The organism is Pseudomonas sp. BF-R-24, from assembly GCF_019947335.1.
GTDB lineage: Bacteria > Pseudomonadota > Gammaproteobacteria > Pseudomonadales > Pseudomonadaceae > Aquipseudomonas > Aquipseudomonas jessenii.
In genome coordinates, this window is record NZ_JAGYGG010000004.1 from 102,730 (window position 1) to 118,026 (window position 15,297).

14 protein-coding genes are annotated in these 15,297 nt (G+C 60.6%); 8 read left to right on the plus strand and 6 right to left on the minus strand.

The window, feature by feature from the left end; all coding sequences use genetic code 11:
• Positions 1-134: 134 nt before the first annotated feature.
• The 7 genes from KGA98_RS04655 to KGA98_RS04685 all read left to right on the plus strand — a co-directional run bounded on the left by KGA98_RS04655 (position 135) and on the right by KGA98_RS04685 (position 5,601).
• Positions 135-512 carry a glutamine synthetase gene (locus tag KGA98_RS04655; RefSeq protein WP_223501570.1) on the plus strand — a complete coding sequence of 126 codons (378 nt, stop codon included), beginning with the start codon at positions 135-137 and terminating at the stop codon, positions 510-512.
• A gap of 135 nt (positions 513-647) precedes the next feature.
• Positions 648-1,544 carry a GTP cyclohydrolase FolE2 gene (folE2, locus tag KGA98_RS04660; RefSeq protein ID WP_090457716.1) on the plus strand — a complete coding sequence of 299 codons (897 nt, stop codon included), beginning with the start codon at positions 648-650 and terminating at the stop codon, positions 1,542-1,544.
• Positions 1,541-2,209, plus strand: coding sequence for a metal ABC transporter ATP-binding protein (locus KGA98_RS04665; RefSeq protein ID WP_223501574.1), 669 nt, complete (start codon positions 1,541-1,543; stop codon positions 2,207-2,209). Before folE2 ends, KGA98_RS04665 begins: the two co-directional genes overlap by 4 nt.
• Positions 2,209-3,075, plus strand: coding sequence for a metal ABC transporter permease (locus KGA98_RS04670; protein ID WP_223501576.1), 867 nt, complete (start codon positions 2,209-2,211; stop codon positions 3,073-3,075). Before KGA98_RS04665 ends, KGA98_RS04670 begins: the two co-directional genes overlap by 1 nt.
• 11 nt (positions 3,076-3,086) lie before the next feature.
• Positions 3,087-3,962: a metal ABC transporter substrate-binding protein gene (locus KGA98_RS04675; RefSeq protein ID WP_223501578.1), complete on the plus strand. Its 876-nt coding sequence runs from the start codon at positions 3,087-3,089 to the stop codon at positions 3,960-3,962.
• The gene (locus KGA98_RS04680; RefSeq protein WP_057712685.1) at positions 3,959-4,519 is read left to right on the plus strand and encodes a carbonate dehydratase; all 561 of its coding nucleotides are present in this window, start codon (positions 3,959-3,961) and stop codon (positions 4,517-4,519) included. The genes KGA98_RS04675 and KGA98_RS04680 overlap by 4 nt, the downstream gene beginning before the upstream one ends.
• A 194-nt stretch (positions 4,520-4,713) precedes the next feature.
• Complete coding sequence (locus KGA98_RS04685) at positions 4,714-5,601, plus strand: His/Gly/Thr/Pro-type tRNA ligase C-terminal domain-containing protein (protein ID WP_057712684.1); 888 nt, start codon at positions 4,714-4,716, stop codon at positions 5,599-5,601.
• An 89-nt stretch (positions 5,602-5,690) separates the two neighbouring features.
• On the opposite strand, the gene KGA98_RS04690 is transcribed toward KGA98_RS04685, so the two are convergent.
• A complete protein-coding gene (locus tag KGA98_RS04690; protein ID WP_223501579.1) occupies positions 5,691-6,212 on the minus strand; it encodes a DUF3617 domain-containing protein in 522 nt (173 codons plus the stop codon).
• Positions 6,213-6,344: 132 nt separating this feature from the next.
• Here KGA98_RS04690 and cls point away from each other — a divergent pair, with 132 nt between their 5' ends.
• Positions 6,345-7,784 carry a cardiolipin synthase gene (cls, locus tag KGA98_RS04695; RefSeq protein WP_093999533.1) on the plus strand — a complete coding sequence of 480 codons (1,440 nt, stop codon included), beginning with the start codon at positions 6,345-6,347 and terminating at the stop codon, positions 7,782-7,784.
• On the opposite strand, the gene cfaB is transcribed toward cls, so the two are convergent.
• From cfaB to hflK (KGA98_RS04720), 5 genes are all read right to left on the minus strand, one after another.
• A complete protein-coding gene (cfaB, locus tag KGA98_RS04700; protein ID WP_223501580.1) occupies positions 7,781-8,965 on the minus strand; it encodes a C17 cyclopropane fatty acid synthase CfaB in 1,185 nt (394 codons plus the stop codon). The two genes, cls and cfaB, sit on opposite strands and share 4 nt — an antisense overlap.
• Positions 8,966-9,185: 220 nt before the next feature.
• The gene (locus tag KGA98_RS04705) at positions 9,186-11,096 is read right to left on the minus strand and encodes a cation-translocating P-type ATPase (protein WP_223501582.1); all 1,911 of its coding nucleotides are present in this window, start codon (positions 11,094-11,096) and stop codon (positions 9,186-9,188) included.
• On the minus strand, positions 11,093-12,151 hold the full coding sequence (gene hflK, locus KGA98_RS04710) for a protease modulator HflK (RefSeq protein WP_223501583.1): 1,059 nt from the start codon (positions 12,149-12,151) through the stop codon (positions 11,093-11,095). The genes KGA98_RS04705 and hflK (KGA98_RS04710) overlap by 4 nt, the downstream gene beginning before the upstream one ends.
• Positions 12,148-13,185 carry a protease modulator HflC gene (gene hflC, locus KGA98_RS04715; protein ID WP_223501584.1) on the minus strand — a complete coding sequence of 346 codons (1,038 nt, stop codon included), beginning with the start codon at positions 13,183-13,185 and terminating at the stop codon, positions 12,148-12,150. Before hflC ends, hflK (KGA98_RS04710) begins: the two co-directional genes overlap by 4 nt.
• The gene (gene hflK / locus KGA98_RS04720) at positions 13,182-15,140 is read right to left on the minus strand and encodes a protease modulator HflK (RefSeq protein WP_223501730.1); all 1,959 of its coding nucleotides are present in this window, start codon (positions 15,138-15,140) and stop codon (positions 13,182-13,184) included. The genes hflC and hflK (KGA98_RS04720) overlap by 4 nt, the downstream gene beginning before the upstream one ends.
• Positions 15,141-15,297: the final 157 nt, after the last annotated feature.

A 15,297-nucleotide genomic window follows, 5' to 3' on the forward strand; every position in this document is an offset into this window, starting at 1 on the left:
TCCTCACAGGGATGCCCGGTCGCTGTGTCGGGCTTACATAATGTTATACTGTAACAACACAAATAAACCATCCCCTCTTGCTCCGCAGGGCGAACGACAGGATGCTGAACGCCGCGGCCCTCGTGAGAAAACCCATGCGCAACACCCTTAAACCCGCATTGATCATGCTCTCCCTGCTGGTGGCTGCCGACGCGATGGCACAGGTCCCGAGCCTGGCCAAGTGCACTCGCAGCGCCAACCTGCTGGCCTGCGTGGATGCGGATGGCAACGCCTACAGCGTCAATACCGCCGGAAGCACGATCTATTTGCGGGGTTTCGAAGTGACCGGAAAACGCTATTGGGCACAGACCAACAGCCGCTACGGCCAGCTTACGTTTTTCACCGGTATCGCTTCCGACGGCGAGACCTGGGTTGGCTACAACCGGCGCGTCGGCTGGACCACGATCAACCGGTTTTCCAGCTCCGGCGGCAGCAGCGCCAGGTTCACCTGCAGCCGGATCGCTGGCTGTTAGGCCGGCTTGTTTTTCTGCTCTTGCTGCCAGGCAAATGACGTCTGTGCATGATGAAGACCTGTTCATGAAAAAGGCATCGTCGATTTGATTGCAATACTATAACATTGCAAATCAACTCCCACGATGGACCTGCTCATGAATGCGCTGACTCTGCCGGATATCGCCGCGCAGGCCTCACGCCAAGCCCTGCCACTGGAGTGGGTGGGCATGTGCGGCATTGCTCTTCCCGTTTTGTTTGAGGGCCAACGACTGAATGCAAAGGCCGATGCCGGCGTGAGCCTCGACGATGGCAACGCGCGTGGCATTCACATGTCACGGCTCTATCTGGCACTTGAATTGTTGGAACAGGAAAGTCTTTCAGCGGCTTTATTGCGGCGGGTTTTGCAGCGTTTTCTTGAGAGCCATGAAGGGCTGTCCAGCAGCGCCCACTTGACCCTTCACGCCGATTTGTTGCTGAAAAGGCCCGCGCTAATCAGTCCATTGGCTGGCTGGAAAAGCTATCCGGTCAGCATCGAAGCACGTTTGAAAAACGCAATGTTCCACGTGGAACTAAAAATCGAGGTGCCTTATTCCTCAACCTGCCCGTGTTCTGCTGCTCTTTCTCGACAGTTGATTCAGCAGCAGTTCGTCGATGATTTCGCCAACAAGCCACTGCAACACGCCGACGTTTTAGCGTGGCTCGGCTCCACGAATGGCATCGTCGCCACACCTCACAGCCAACGCAGCAGCGCAAAGTTGCGCGTACGGCTGGCTGATTTTTTAGACGAGTTGCCTCTGATCGCCGTCATCAATGACGCCGAAGCCGCACTCGGCACAGCCGTTCAAACAGCGGTAAAACGCGCCGACGAACAGGCCTTCGCCCTCGCCAATGGTCAGAACCTGATGTTCTGCGAGGACGCCGCACGCCGCTTGAATCTGGCCCTGAAGCGCTCCACGGGCATTAACGCCTTCCACATTCGTGTGATCCACGCCGAAAGCCTGCACGCCCACGACGCCGTAGCCGAAAGCCGCTTCAACTGGGAGGTCGCATGATCGGTTGCCACGCCTTGCGCTGGGGCGCACCGGGGCAGCCACTGACGCCAGCGCTGGACTTCGAACTGTCGAAGGGCAGCCTGACCGCCATCATCGGTGCGAACGGCTCCGGGAAAAGCAGCCTGCTGAAGGTCATCGCCGGCTTGCAAAAACCGTTGGCCGGAAAGGTTCGACTGGATATTCCACTCAAGGGCGGTGTGTCGTTCCTGCCCCAGCAACAACACTTGGACAGGCAATTTCCGATCAGCCTTCAGGCATTGGTCGCCGCTGGTTTCTGGGGCAACAAACAATCACCGGTAATCCGTAGCCAACGACTGGCAACCGTCCTCGAAAACTGGTGCCTGAATGGTCTGGAAGATCGACCCTTGATGGCCCTTTCCGGCGGCGAATTGCAACGCGCCCTGCTCGCCCGATTGAGCCTGACAGACGCACCCGTGCTGTTGCTCGACGAACCCCACGCAGCCCTCGATGAACTCGGTCAGGCATTGCTCTGGAAGCACATACACGATTGGCACCTCGACGGCCGGACACTGGTGGTGGTGTGCCATGACCTCGCCGCTGTTCGCGAGCACATCCCACATACATTGCTGATCAAAAGCAACGGTTGTGTATTCGGCCCGAGCGCCGAACTGATCCGCCAACAACCTCAATCGCTGGTGGCCTGATGATCGCTGCCGCGCATCTCTGGCAACCGTTCCACGAATTCGTGTTCATGCGCCGAGCGCTTCTCGGTGGATTGGTCCTGGCATGCAGCACGGCGCCCCTGGGGGTATTTCTGATCCTCAGACGCATGAGCCTGATCGGTGATGCCGTCGCCCACGGCATCCTCCCCGGTGCGGCGTTAGGTTTCTGGTTTGCCGGGTTGAGCCTCCCGGCGTTGACCATCGGTGGCCTCGGCGCGGGCCTGAGCATGGCAGGCCTCGCAGCCTGGATTACGCGACGCACCGGCCTGCGAGAGGACGCCAGCCTCGCGGCGATCTACCCGATTTCCCTGGCCGGTGGCGTGCTGATTCTCGGCATCGCCGGCAAACGCCTGGACCTGTTGCACCTGCTGTTTGGTTCCGCGCTGGCAGTCGACGGCCCGACCTTGACCGGCATGCTTTGGGTCTCAGGCCTGAGCCTGATGGCCATGGCACTGATCTACAAACCACTGCTGCTCGACACCCTCGACCCGCTTTTTCTGCAAACCGTCAGCCGACTCGGCCCACTGGCCCACGGCGTATTCCTGACGCTGGTGGTGTTGAATCTGGTCATCGGCTTCCAGGCGATCGGCGCGTTGATGGTAGTCGGCCTGATGATGTTGCCTGCCGCCGCGGCACGTTTCTGGAGTCGCCGCCTGCCAATACTGATCGTCGTCGCCGCCGTGCTCGGCAGCCTCTCGGTATGGCTCGGTTTATTGATCTCATTCTATTACTCGCTACCCAGTGGCCCGGCAATCGTGCTGGTCGCAGGCGCAGGGTATCTGTTGTCCGTGGTGTTCGGACCGGTGCACGGCTTGCTGCGCCGCCCGCCTTTGCTCACATCCCAATGAGGTGTTAACCGATGCGCGCTTTACTCGTGCTGTTCAGCTTGATGGTGTCGATGTCACTATCTGCCGCCGAAAAACTTCAGGTGGTCACCAGCTTCAGCATCCTTGCCGACATGACCCGGCAGGTTGGCAAGGATCATATCCAGATCACCAACATGGTCGGCCCGGACGCGGATGCCCACACCTACGAGCCGACACCGGACGACGCCAAAGCGCTGCTCAAGGCCAGGCTCATCATCAAGAACGGCCTGGGTTTCGAGCCCTGGCTGGATCGCCTGGTGACGAGCACGGAGACTCGGGCGCCGGTCATCAGCGCAAGCCACGGTGTCATACCCCGTAGCCTGGATGAAGACGGTAAAACCGTTCCCGACCCGCACGCCTGGCATAACCTGGCGAACACCGAGCTGTACATCACCAACATCACCAAAGCGCTGATCGCCGCTGACCCGGCGAACACCGCCGACTATGAGCGCAACAGCCAGCTGTACCTGAAACAGGTCTACGCCCTGCTCGCCGAAGCCAAGGCCAAACTCGGCTCACTGCCACCGGGCAACCGCAAGGTCGTGACGTCCCATGATGCCTTCGGTTATCTCGGCCAAGCCTACGGCATCGAGTTCATGGCGCCTCAAGGACTCTCAACCGAGCGCGAGCCTTCAGCCGCCGAAGTGGCCGCACTGATTACCCAGATTCGTCAGGCCAAGGTCAAGGCGGTGTTCATGGAAAACATCAAGGACGCCCGCCTGCTCAAGCAGATCGCGGATGAAAGCGGCGCTCAGATCGGCGGCACGCTGTACTCCGATGCCCTGGCGGCGAGTGGTCCGGCCAGCACCTTCACAGGGTTGTTCGAGTACAACCTCAACACCCTTTACAACGCGTTGGGCAAGCCATGATCCGCAAGAACCCCTCTGGAGATTTACCGCTGATTGCCGAATCGGCCTACGTCGACAAGACGGCGATCATCTGCGGCAAAGTGGTGATCGGCGAAAACGTGTTCGTCGGGCCTTATGCCGTGATCCGTGCTGACGAGGTCGATGACTCGGGCGACATGCAGCCGATCACCATCGGCGCCAACTCGAACATCCAGGACGGCGTGGTGATCCATTCCAAATCCGGTGCGGCGGTGACCATTGGCGAGTTCAGTTCCATCGCCCACCGCTCGATCGTGCATGGCCCCTGCACCGTGGGTAATCGAGTGTTCATCGGCTTCAACAGCGTGCTGTTCAACTGCGTGGTCGGTGACGGTTGCGTGGTGCGGCACAACTCGGTGGTCGATGGTCGTGACCTGCCTGAAGCTTTCTACGTACCTTCCACCACGCGGATCGGCCCAAACACCGACCTCTCGCAATACCCGCCGGTAAGCGTCAGTGCTTCGGAATTTTCCGAAGATGTGGCGCGCACCAACGTCGACCTGGTACGCGGCTACAAAGCCCTGCAAAACGAGTTCTGAGCATGAGTAGCGTGCTGATTCGCAATGCCCGCGTTGCTGGAACCGGTCGCGGAACAGATTTTACCGATCAGCACACTGGCGGCCAGAACCAGCCATCGTGTCAGGACAAATTGCCTGGCACGACAAACGTCTTAATGAAGCACCCCTACGGTTTATGCGATAACGCTCGTTAGAAGCACCAGAGTACGCCGACCATGATCCAGATCACCCTGCCCGATGGTTCATTGCGTGAGTACGATCAGCCGCTGTCCGTGCACGAGGTGGCCGCCAGCATCGGCCCCGAACTGGCCATCGCGGCCGTCGCGGGAAGGGTCAATGGTGTACTGGTGGACTGCGAATACCTGATCGAGGCGGATGCCCGGGTCAGCATTGTCACCCCCCGGGAGCCGGACGGCCTGGAGATCCTGCGTCGCTCCTGTGCATTGATGCTGGCCATGGCGGTCAAGCAACTCCACCCTCATGCGCAATTGCGTGCGGGAAAGGAACTGGGTGACGGTTTCTATTACGAGTTTGCAGTCGAGCAACCGCTGACCCCCGCAGACCTGCCTCTAATCGAAGCGCGCATGCAGTCATTGGCAGCAACCAATCACTCGATCCGTCGTCGGCCGGCGCGCGAAGCCGTGTCGCTGTACCGTCTGGGGGACGCCGAGTACCAGAGCCATGGACCGCACGTCCCAACCACCAAAGTCTTGCAGGCGTTTGCCCTCGATCACATCAGCGGCACGTTGCAACAACGGATCTACGGCACCTGCTGGTCCAGCCATCAGGAGCTGCAACACTGGCGCGTTCCACCCCATGTGGTCGTCGTGAGCATGGATGAACGCCAGGCGACTTATGCACAAGCGGTGACCGAGTCCTTGCGCCAAAAAGGCGTGCATGCAAAGGCCGACCTGCGAAACGAAAAGGTCCGCTACAAGATTCGCCAGCACAGCCAGACCGTGCCGTTCCTGGTCGTGGTTGGCGAAATGGAACAGGCTGGGGGGTTCGTCAGTGTGCGCAGTCGCACGGGGGAGGATTTTGGCCGGATGGCTGTCGAGGCGGCGTGTGAGTGGTTAAGTCGGCCGGGGATTCAGGGCGGCTGAACGGACGCTTTCGCGAGCAGGCTTGCTCCCACAGGGGATTTGTGTGCGACACATAACCAATGTGGGAGCGAGCCTGCTCGCGAAGCTTTTTAAGCTCTTGGCTTCACCGTGCCACAATCCTGCCCCAACCAGACGGCGCGGGATTCGAGGCTGCCCTTCTGCTGAATGCCGGTGGCGTTGAACGTCCCGTTGACCTTGGTGGTGAATTCGCGATCACTGAGGAACGTCGCCACGCCGGCTCCCTGGGCTTTCGGGCAGCTGAAACGGAATTTCCACTGATTGCCGGAGCGGTCGGTGATTTCCTGTTTGCAGCCCGACTGCGGATCGGTCAGCGGAATGTCGTCGGTCTTGACCTGTTCAGGGGTCAGGCACGCCCGGATCCCTTTGCCGCCCACGGTGATGCCCTGCTTTTCCAGCTGCGCACGTTGCTCGGGGGTCATCTGGTTCTGGATCTGGCCGAGGATCAATTGCAGGTCCGGCATATTCTGCTCGTCGACCTTCATGTTGCTCGTGGTCAGCTCCCACAATCCTGGTTGCAGCATTTGCGCGTGAGCGGCCACAGGAAGTGCCAAACCCAGTGCCATGGCCAAACCCAGCAGACGAACGTTCATCGAGTAACTCCTGATCAGTAGTGGCCGTTAGACGTCAGCCGCGGGCTTCGGTTCATGGTCGAATTAATTAGCGACATTCTGCACGGAACATGGTCTGTTAAGCACTGAATCTTCAGGAGCAAGGCAGCCCCCATGGATTACTTCGGACCACATATTTTCGGTTATACCATCGCCCTGTTGCACTCGCTGGGCATGATTGCGGCCATACACGCCGTGTTGACCGTCCGTACCGCCCAAGGCTCGATCGCCTGGGCCCTGTCGCTGTTTTTCATCCCTTACCTGACGCTGATCCCTTACCTGATGTTCGGCCGCAGCACCTTTGATGGCTACATCAAGGCCCGGCGGCAGGCCAACGACGAGATGCGCAAGGCTGTTTCCGAACTCAACTGGCGACCCTGGGTAGAAGAAGCCCTCACCGCCCGCGCTTCGTCTGCCTACGCCTCACTCAGAGCGATGCCCAAGCTCGGACACATGCCCTGCCTGGCCAATAACCAGATGCGGTTGCTGATCAACGGCCAGTCGACGTTCGAGGCCATTTTCGATGCCATCGGCCAGGCGAAAGAGGCCGTGCTGATCCAGTTTTTCATCGTCCACGACGACCGTCTCGGTCAACGCCTGCAGACTTTGCTGTTGAAGAAAGCCGCCGAAGGCGTAGCGATCTATCTGTTGTATGACCGAATCGGCAGCCATTCCCTACCCAACGGTTACGTGCAGGCCTTGCGTGATGGCGGGGTCGAGGTCAAGGCTTTTGGCCCTCGTAATGGCTGGTTCAATCGCTTTCAGGTGAACTTCCGTAACCATCGCAAAATTGTGGTGGTGGACGGCATTCTCGGCTTCGTTGGCGGGCACAACGTCGGCGATGAATACATGGGCGAGAAACCGCCCCTGGCCCCTTGGCGCGATACCCACGTGCAAGTGCGCGGGCCAGTGGTGGCGTGCATGCAGGAGTCTTTCGCTGAAGACTGGTTCTGGGTGGCTCATGCCCTGCCGCCACTGATCCTGCCCGAGGTTTATCCGGAAGACGGCGTGCTGTGCCAGTTGCTCGCCAGCGGGCCGGCAGACGCCTACGAAACCTGTTCTCTGTTCTTTGTCGAAGCGATCCATGCAGCGACGGAACGGATCTGGATCACCAGCCCGTACTTCATCCCCGATGAAGCCGTATTCGCCGCGTTGCGTCTGGCGGTCCTGCGGGGTGTGGATGTGCGGCTGCTGTTGCCGTCTCGACCCGACCATCGAATCGTCTACGCCGCCTCCAGCCTCTACGCCTTCGAAGCCGTGCGCGCCGGTGTTCGGGTGTTCCGTTACGAGCCCGGTTTCCTGCACCAGAAAGTGGTGTTGATCGACTACGAAATCAGCGCCATCGGCAGCGCCAACCTGGACAACCGTTCGTTCCGGCTGAATTTCGAAGTGATGTTGCTGACCGTCGACAGCGCCTTTGCCGCAGAGGTGGAACAGATGCTCAACGATGATTTCGCCAACGCCCACGAAATCGCCAAAGGAGAAGGCCGGGAGACTCACCGCCTGCAGCAGGTCGGCATGCGGGTCGCCCGGCTTATTTCGCCGGTTCTCTAGAGGTAGATATCGTCACGGGTCCATGGCAGTTCATGACTGCCATCGGCGTGGGCCTTCACCGCGAGAATCTGGTGCAGGTTGATCCAGCCCCGGGCAAAGGCGTAAGCGCAACCGGCCAGGTACAGCCGCCAGATACGCAGGGCTTGTTCCGGTACGAGTCTGGAGGCCGCTTCGAGGTTGTCCTCCAGGCGTTCGCTCCAGTGATCGAGCGTACGTGCGTAGTGCAGACGCAAGCTCTCGACGTCGACGATTTCCAGCCCGGCCTCACTGATCTCGGCAGAGATCATCGACAGGTGCGGCAGCTCGCCGTTGGGGAACACATATTTTCCAATGAACTCACCGGCACCGCGTCCCACCGGACGGCCATCGGTGTATTTGGCGGTGATCCCGTGGTTCATCACCAGGCCACCGTCTTTCACCGCACCGAACAGGGTCTTGCAGTACTCGGCAAGATTGGCGTGGCCGACGTGTTCGAACATGCCGACGCTGACCACTTTGTCGAAACGGCCATCCTGCGGCAGATCGCGATAGTCGAGCAGTTGCAGTTCGATCAGGTCCTCCAGGCCCTCCGCTTTTACGCGCTCCCGGGCCAGGGCCAACTGCTCCTTGCTGAGGGTGATACCGAACACTTTCGCGCCAAATTCTCGCGCAGCAAAACGCGCCAATCCGCCCCAACCACAACCCACATCCAGCAGATACTCGCCGGGCTGCAGGCGCAGCTTGCGACACAAATGACGGAACTTGGCTTGTTGGGCTTGTTCCAGGGATTCGCTGCCGGTCTCGAAATAGGCGCAGGAATATGCCATGTCGCTGTCGAGCCACAGCTGATAGAACGCGTTGGAAAGGTCGTAGTGGTAGGAAATCGCCTTGGCGTCCATCTCTTTGTCGTGGGCGTTACGAACCGGCTGATTGTCGTCGCCTTCATCCAGCAACGCCTGGCTCCATTCATCGCAGATGCGGATCACATCGCTGATGGAGCCTTCAAGCTCAAGTTTGCCTTCGACAAATGCAGCACCAAGGGCGTCCAGGCTTGGATGGGTAAACTGGGTGACCATTTGTGGGTCCTTGACCACAATCGTGACACTGGGCGTCGGCCCCAGATTGAATTCATGGCCATCCCAGAGTCTCAGGCGAAGCGGCAATTGCAGATTCTGTAAGGCCGGTGGAAGATGCGCGAGCATGGAGAAGCCCCCTTGTTTCAGACGTCTAAACAGAGGGTAGACCATCTTTGAAAAATAGCTGGCTATCGAATTAATAGCCGTTTTCAATGATTCGCGACGCCTACACCTGCCGCCGCGAACGCACAAAATGATGTGCCCTCATCTTCAAAGACTACGAACCGCGTGCACAGTTCTAAAAAGTTGAAGCCCCCCGCGATTACCCGGTTTAGAGCATTCGCCTTCAGGTTTCGTCCTTGAGTTTGAGCAATGGCTCCTGGAACCGCAGCAAACGGCCGGCATTGCCCAACACCAACAGGGTGCTGAGGTTATGCAGCAACGCCGCAATCATCGCCCCGGCAGCGCCAAGCCAGCCGAACGCGGCGAAGGCGACGATCGCCAGGGTCCAACCTAGCCCGATGATCACATTCACCTGTAACGTTTGGCGGCACTGACGACTCAGGCGCACGCAAGTACCGAGGCGGCGCAGGTCACTGCCGATCAGCACGATATCCGCCGATGCCAGGGCGATGTCCGCACCGCCCGCGCCCATGGCGACACCCACCACGCCAGCCTTGAGGGCCAGGGAATCGTTGATCCCATCGCCGACCACCATCGGCCGGAAACCGCTGTCGATTTCCTTGAGCACACGCTTCAGTTTGTCTTCGGGCAGGGCCTGCGCTTCGACATCACTGATCCCGACATCCCGGGCGAGCGTTTGTGCGACGCTGTGCCGGTCACCGGTGAGCAACAACTGGCGACCCAACCCGAGGTCGCGCAACTCACCCAAGGCAAATTGCGCCTCGGGTTTGACGCTGTCGGCCAACAACAACCAGGCGAGAAATTCACCGTTGAGCGCCAGCCCGGCAATCGGACCGTCGTGATCGGGAACCTCCGTTGTACTGATGCCCAGTTGCGCGAACAGCTCCGGCCGGCCGAGCGCTGCTTCGCCCTGCCCGGTCATCGCCACCACGCCCAGGCCCTGGCGCTCATGGATGTCAGTAAGCAGCAGGAAATGCTCCTGGGTCACCAACCCCGCCAGCGCACGGCTGACCGGGTGACTGCTGGCCGAGCCAAGGCTGGCGGCGAGCTTCAGGAGATGACTGCGATCCTCCAGCGGACTGTCGATGGATTGCAGCCGCAAGGTGCCGAAGGTCAGCGTCCCGGTCTTGTCGACCACCAGCGAAGTCAGGTCCGCCAACTCTTCAAGGAACGCAGAACTGCGAATCAGAATCCCGTGGCGTGCCGCTACCGCCACCCCGGCAATCGCCGTGGCCGGCGCCGACAACACCAGCGCACAAGGACAGGCCGCCACCAACACCGCGAGCATCGCTTGAGCGTTGTTGGTGATGAACCAGGTCACCGCCGCCAGCAGCAACACCAGCACCATATAGCTGCCCGCGTAACGCTCCAGCAGACGAGTGATCGGCGGTTTCGAGCGCTCGGCGTTTTGCATCAGGGCGATGACTTTGCCGAGGGTCGATTCCTGTCCGGTGCGGGTCACTTCGATCCGTAGCAGACCGTCGAGGTTGATCGCGCCGCCGAACACCGACATGCCGACGCCCGCCTCCATCGGTACCGATTCGCCGGTAATGGAGGCGGTGTCCAGGCTGGCCTGGCCGGACAACACCCGGCCATCCGCGGGCACCCTGTCCCCGGCGCGTACCTCGACCAGGTCGCCCGCCTTGAGCGTACCGTTGTCGACTTCGATGATGGAGCCGTCCGCCTGAACCTTGCGCGCGTGGCTGCGGGTCAGTTTGCCGAGGGCGTGAATCGCCTCCTGGGAACCGATCACGCTGCGCTCCTCCAGCACGTGCCCGAAGATCATGATGATCGGCAACAGGGCCGCCGTCAGCAGATCCCCGGTGGCCCAGGCACCCAGCATGGCCAGGGCAATCAATTGATCGGTGATGCCGTGCAGGCTTGGATAACGCAGGCTGTACCAGGCTGAACGCATGACCGGAACGGCGACCAGCAACGAAGCAAAACCCAGCAGCAGTTGACTGACACCAGTCTGCTCCGGCGCCAGCCAACGCCAGATCAAGCCCAGCGCGAGCAGGCCCAACGCGAGCATGGCCAGGGTCAACTGGCGCGCGGCGCGGCGCTGTTCGGCCGATGACAACAGGCTCGGTACGGCGGCGGTTTGAGCGGTCATTGTGCAGCTCCCTGAATGATCAGGCGGGAATCGTCTTTAGGGTCGACCGTCGTGACGGAGCCGGCCTGGCCGAGGATCTTCGGCATCCGCTCGCGATAGATGCGCAGCAGCATTTGCGGGTCAGTCCCCTGCTGCTGTGCCTTGGCCAGGCTCAACACTGTGGCGGTATCTGCCGAGGCTTTGGCCAGTCGCTCGCTCGCCTGGGCATGGGCCACTTGCAGCGTACGGTCGGCTTGCTCGTTGGCGGTCTGCGTCAACTTCTCGGCTTCGGTGCGCGCATTGGCGACGGCCTTATCGGCTTGCTGGCTGGCCGTCAGTACCGCGTTGAAAGCGTTCACCGCAGGGCTGGGCAAACTCGATTGCACATCCACTCGCGCCACTTCGATCCCCAAGCCTTGCCCTGTTGCCGTGAGTTCGGCCAGCCGTTGATTAATGCCCTGCACAAGATCGCCTCGCAAGCGCTCGCGCCGTTCCGCCGCCTGGCTATCAGCGCCGATCAATTCCGGGCGAGCGACCAGGATAGTGTCCAGATCCCGTGCGGCCGTGAGCGCGACCGCACTGCGGGTCACCAGGCGATCCAGTGCCAGCAACACGTGTTCGCCCTGAAGCACGAACGCATAGGGCTCGGTGACTTTGTAGAAAACCCGCACATCCAGTTGCACCACACCGGCATCACCCGTTAACAGATAGCCGGAGCCTGCGAGGGCATCGCTGATGGGCGTGGCAAAACTGGCCACGCGATCTGCCTGCATCGCGGCACCACTGCGCAACAAGCCTTCCACTCGGCGCTCGATCACCCGATCCGCCGCCGGCAACAAAATCACCTGTTCGAACGGTTGTGGCCAGGCCAATAACAGCCCGGCATTCTGAATGCGATCCAGCGCGCCGAAATGCAAAACCACCGCGCGATTCTGCGGATCAATCTGCCTCACATTGGAAAACGCCCACGCCAATGCCGCCAACACCGTCACCGCGTAGAGGGCGAGAAACGCCAAGCGCCCGGCCTGAATCCAGGGGCTGCTCAACTCATTTGTTCCACGTGGAACCAAACTCATGGCTGCGATCCGGACTTGTTGTCGAAACTCGGCGGACCGTCAACCAACACCCGGAACGGTTCGGCATCGGTACGCAGAATCAGCTTGGTTCCTGGCGTCACCACCGTGCCCAAGGTGTCGAGCGAGCGCAGCAGGTTGTAGAGCTGCGGCGATTGCGCGTAGGCGCGGCCATAAATCTGCGCCGCTTCGACGCGCGATTGCGCTTCGATATCTGCTGCTTTCACCGTGGCATCGGCCTGCAAAATTCGCGCATCACGCTCGGCGGCGGAACGAATTTGCGCGGCTTCACGCTTGCCGATGGCCGTGCGCTCAGTAGCGATGGTTTCGCGCTCGGCACGCATCCGGTCGACTGTCGCGGTGAGCGTCACTGAAGGCAGCGTCAATCGCTCGATACCGACCTGCAACACGCGCACACCATAAGTGGTGAGCAGCTGCTGATCTATTTGCTTGCGCAGTTGTGTTTCGAAATCGGCGATGCGTACCTGGCTGGCATCTGTATTGACCAGGTTCGCCAGATCAAAACTGCTGGCGGTGGTTTCCAGCGCGGAGCCGACAAAGGTGCGAATCTGCCGCGCGGCTTCATCGGGCTGGTTCTGCACCGCCCGCATGAAACGTTGCACATTGTCCGGATCACCCTGCACCTGCCACGCCACATAGGCTTGAACGATGATGCGCAGACCGTCCCGCGTGCCGACATCCTGCAAACCGCTGGACGTGGTACGCAGCCGCAGATCCACAGGGATCGCTGCTTCGAACGGTGCCGGCCAGCGCCAGCCCAGTCCCGGCTCCAGCAAGACCCGTGAGGGGTTGCCGAAGCGCGTGATCACCGTGGCCTCACCCGAGCGCACCTGCACCAGGCTCGCGGCAGCGACCGCAAACGCCACCAGCAATGCCGCCCACCCCATCCGACGCCATGGGAATGGACCGGCCTCCTGCGGATCGCCGTGATGATGATGGCCGTGGTGATGGTGCCCGCCATGGCCGTGATCGTGGCCGGCGTGGTCATCGTGATCGTGAGTATGGGACTGGCTCAATTGGCAGCTCCTGGCTGAGCGGTTTTACGCGACGGCGCAGAGTCAACCGGCAGCGCGAACGTACGGAGGTCGATGGTCGGCGCATTGCTGCTGCCACCCAGACGATGATCAAGAACCAGCAACTTGGCATTGGCCAAACCCTGGGACAACTGACTGAAATACTGCTCCAGCACGAAGGCCTGGCCAGCGCTGGCATAGGCTTTTTGCTCGGCGTTGAATTTCAGGTCCGCTGCCTGGGCGCCAGCATTGATTTCGCGGGCGCTGGCCGTCGCCTGATCGCGGGCGATGCTGGCTTGCAACTGCGCCTGATTGGTAGCTTCGGCAGCGGCACCACGTTCACGGGCGATCAAGGCTTGCGCGCCAATCTGCGCCGCTTGCACGCCGTGATAGGCGTTGGCTGCACCGGCCGGGGGGTGAATCGCCTCGACCACCGTGGCGAGAATTTCCACGCCGCTGTCGAGTTTTTGCAGGTCCGCCTGAACCGCGCGGCCGATCTCTTCAGCCAGCCCTACCCTGTCCTCGCCAAGCAACCCGTCGAGGGTGCGCGAGGCGAAGTCGTGAACCAGGATTCGGCTGGCGGTGCTGCGAATCAACATCGGTACATCGGCACTGTTATAGGTCGCGGCCAACGCCGCCTGATCGCTCAGGCCGATGCGATAGACGAAGCGTACGTCCATGTTGACGATCTGAAAGCTCTGCTTGTCGGCTCGGCTGCTGGCGATCACCTGGGACTTGTCGTTCACATGGCTGGCGTCCCACAGACGATTGGCAACTGCCGGGGCCGGGCCTTCAGCGGGGTCCGCCTGAGCAGGGGCTGTGGTTTCGCCAACACTGGTGGCCAACTCGTGAACCACGCCATTCTCGACACTCAACACCCGACCCAATGGCCACGGCAAGCCCATATGCAAACCTGGGCCAAACACCTCCACTGGCTTACCGAATCGCTCATAGATGCCACGCTCTTGCAGGGCAATTTCGTGAATGCCGGTCAGCGACCAGCCAACAAGTGCGACCACCGCCAACACCGGCAGGAAGGCCCGACGCATGTAAGTGAAGGCCCAGATCTGCCGCAGGTCGATGCCGAAGCGGTTATGCAATTCGTGCTGCAACGCCAGCAATGGCTGTGGTGGCCAGCGCAACATGTCAGCGATAAAACTGCGCGCCAGTAGCTCTGGCTCAAGACGTTCACGGCGCGGGCTGAACAATGACAACACCGCGCGCAGCAACAGTTCTGCCGCCACCAGCCCCGGCAGCAGCCCAATCAACACCGCCAGACGTACGGGCCATACCGAGGTTTCATTGGCAAACAACAGACAAAAAGCACCGAGCGCCAGGCTGATGATCACCACACGGATCAATTGCGCCAACGTAGCGGCTTCAGGCCATTGCGCGGTGTTTTCCTGCGCCAGATGACGCTCCATCACCAACAGGCCGAACGCCAACAGCAAGAAGCACGCTGCCCCGACAGTGGCTGCCAGCCCCAGTGCTGCCGGGGGCAATGTGAGGTTCCAGGCCTGTTCGACGCTCAATACCGCCAACAATGCCCAGCCACCAAGCCACAGCGTTGGCGCGCCGATTTGCCCGAGCAGGTGCTGCGATTGCAGGCTGATCCGGTCCAGCAAACGCTCATACCACCCCGAAGGCGCGACAGATTCGTCGACAGCAATCACCTTCCCCACGGGGTTCATGGCGCGAGCACGCCACTGGGCCACCCACCAGGCCGATTGCAAACCCGCCATCAACACGACAAACGCCATGCTCAGGTTCAGCAGCAATGTTGGCCACAGTGTTTGCGAGGAAAACAGCCCGGCAAAAAACGCCAGCAGCACACCTACCGTCGCGAGCACGCCCGCACCGATGGCGAACTGGCGCAAACGCCGCCCTTGAATGAACGCCTGCTGAAAGCGCGGCAACCCGGCTAACGGCGTTTCATCAACATCGAGATCGACTTGCATACCACCCCAGAGTGTCTTCGCTTGCATGGCAATTCGTTACGATATAACGAAAATGGTGAAATTTTCGTACTCAAGCGCGCTATCTAAAGATGCCCAACCTGTCACTTGGCTGAAGCCTTGACCGAAATGCGACAGAACGCACATATTACGTTCGTAA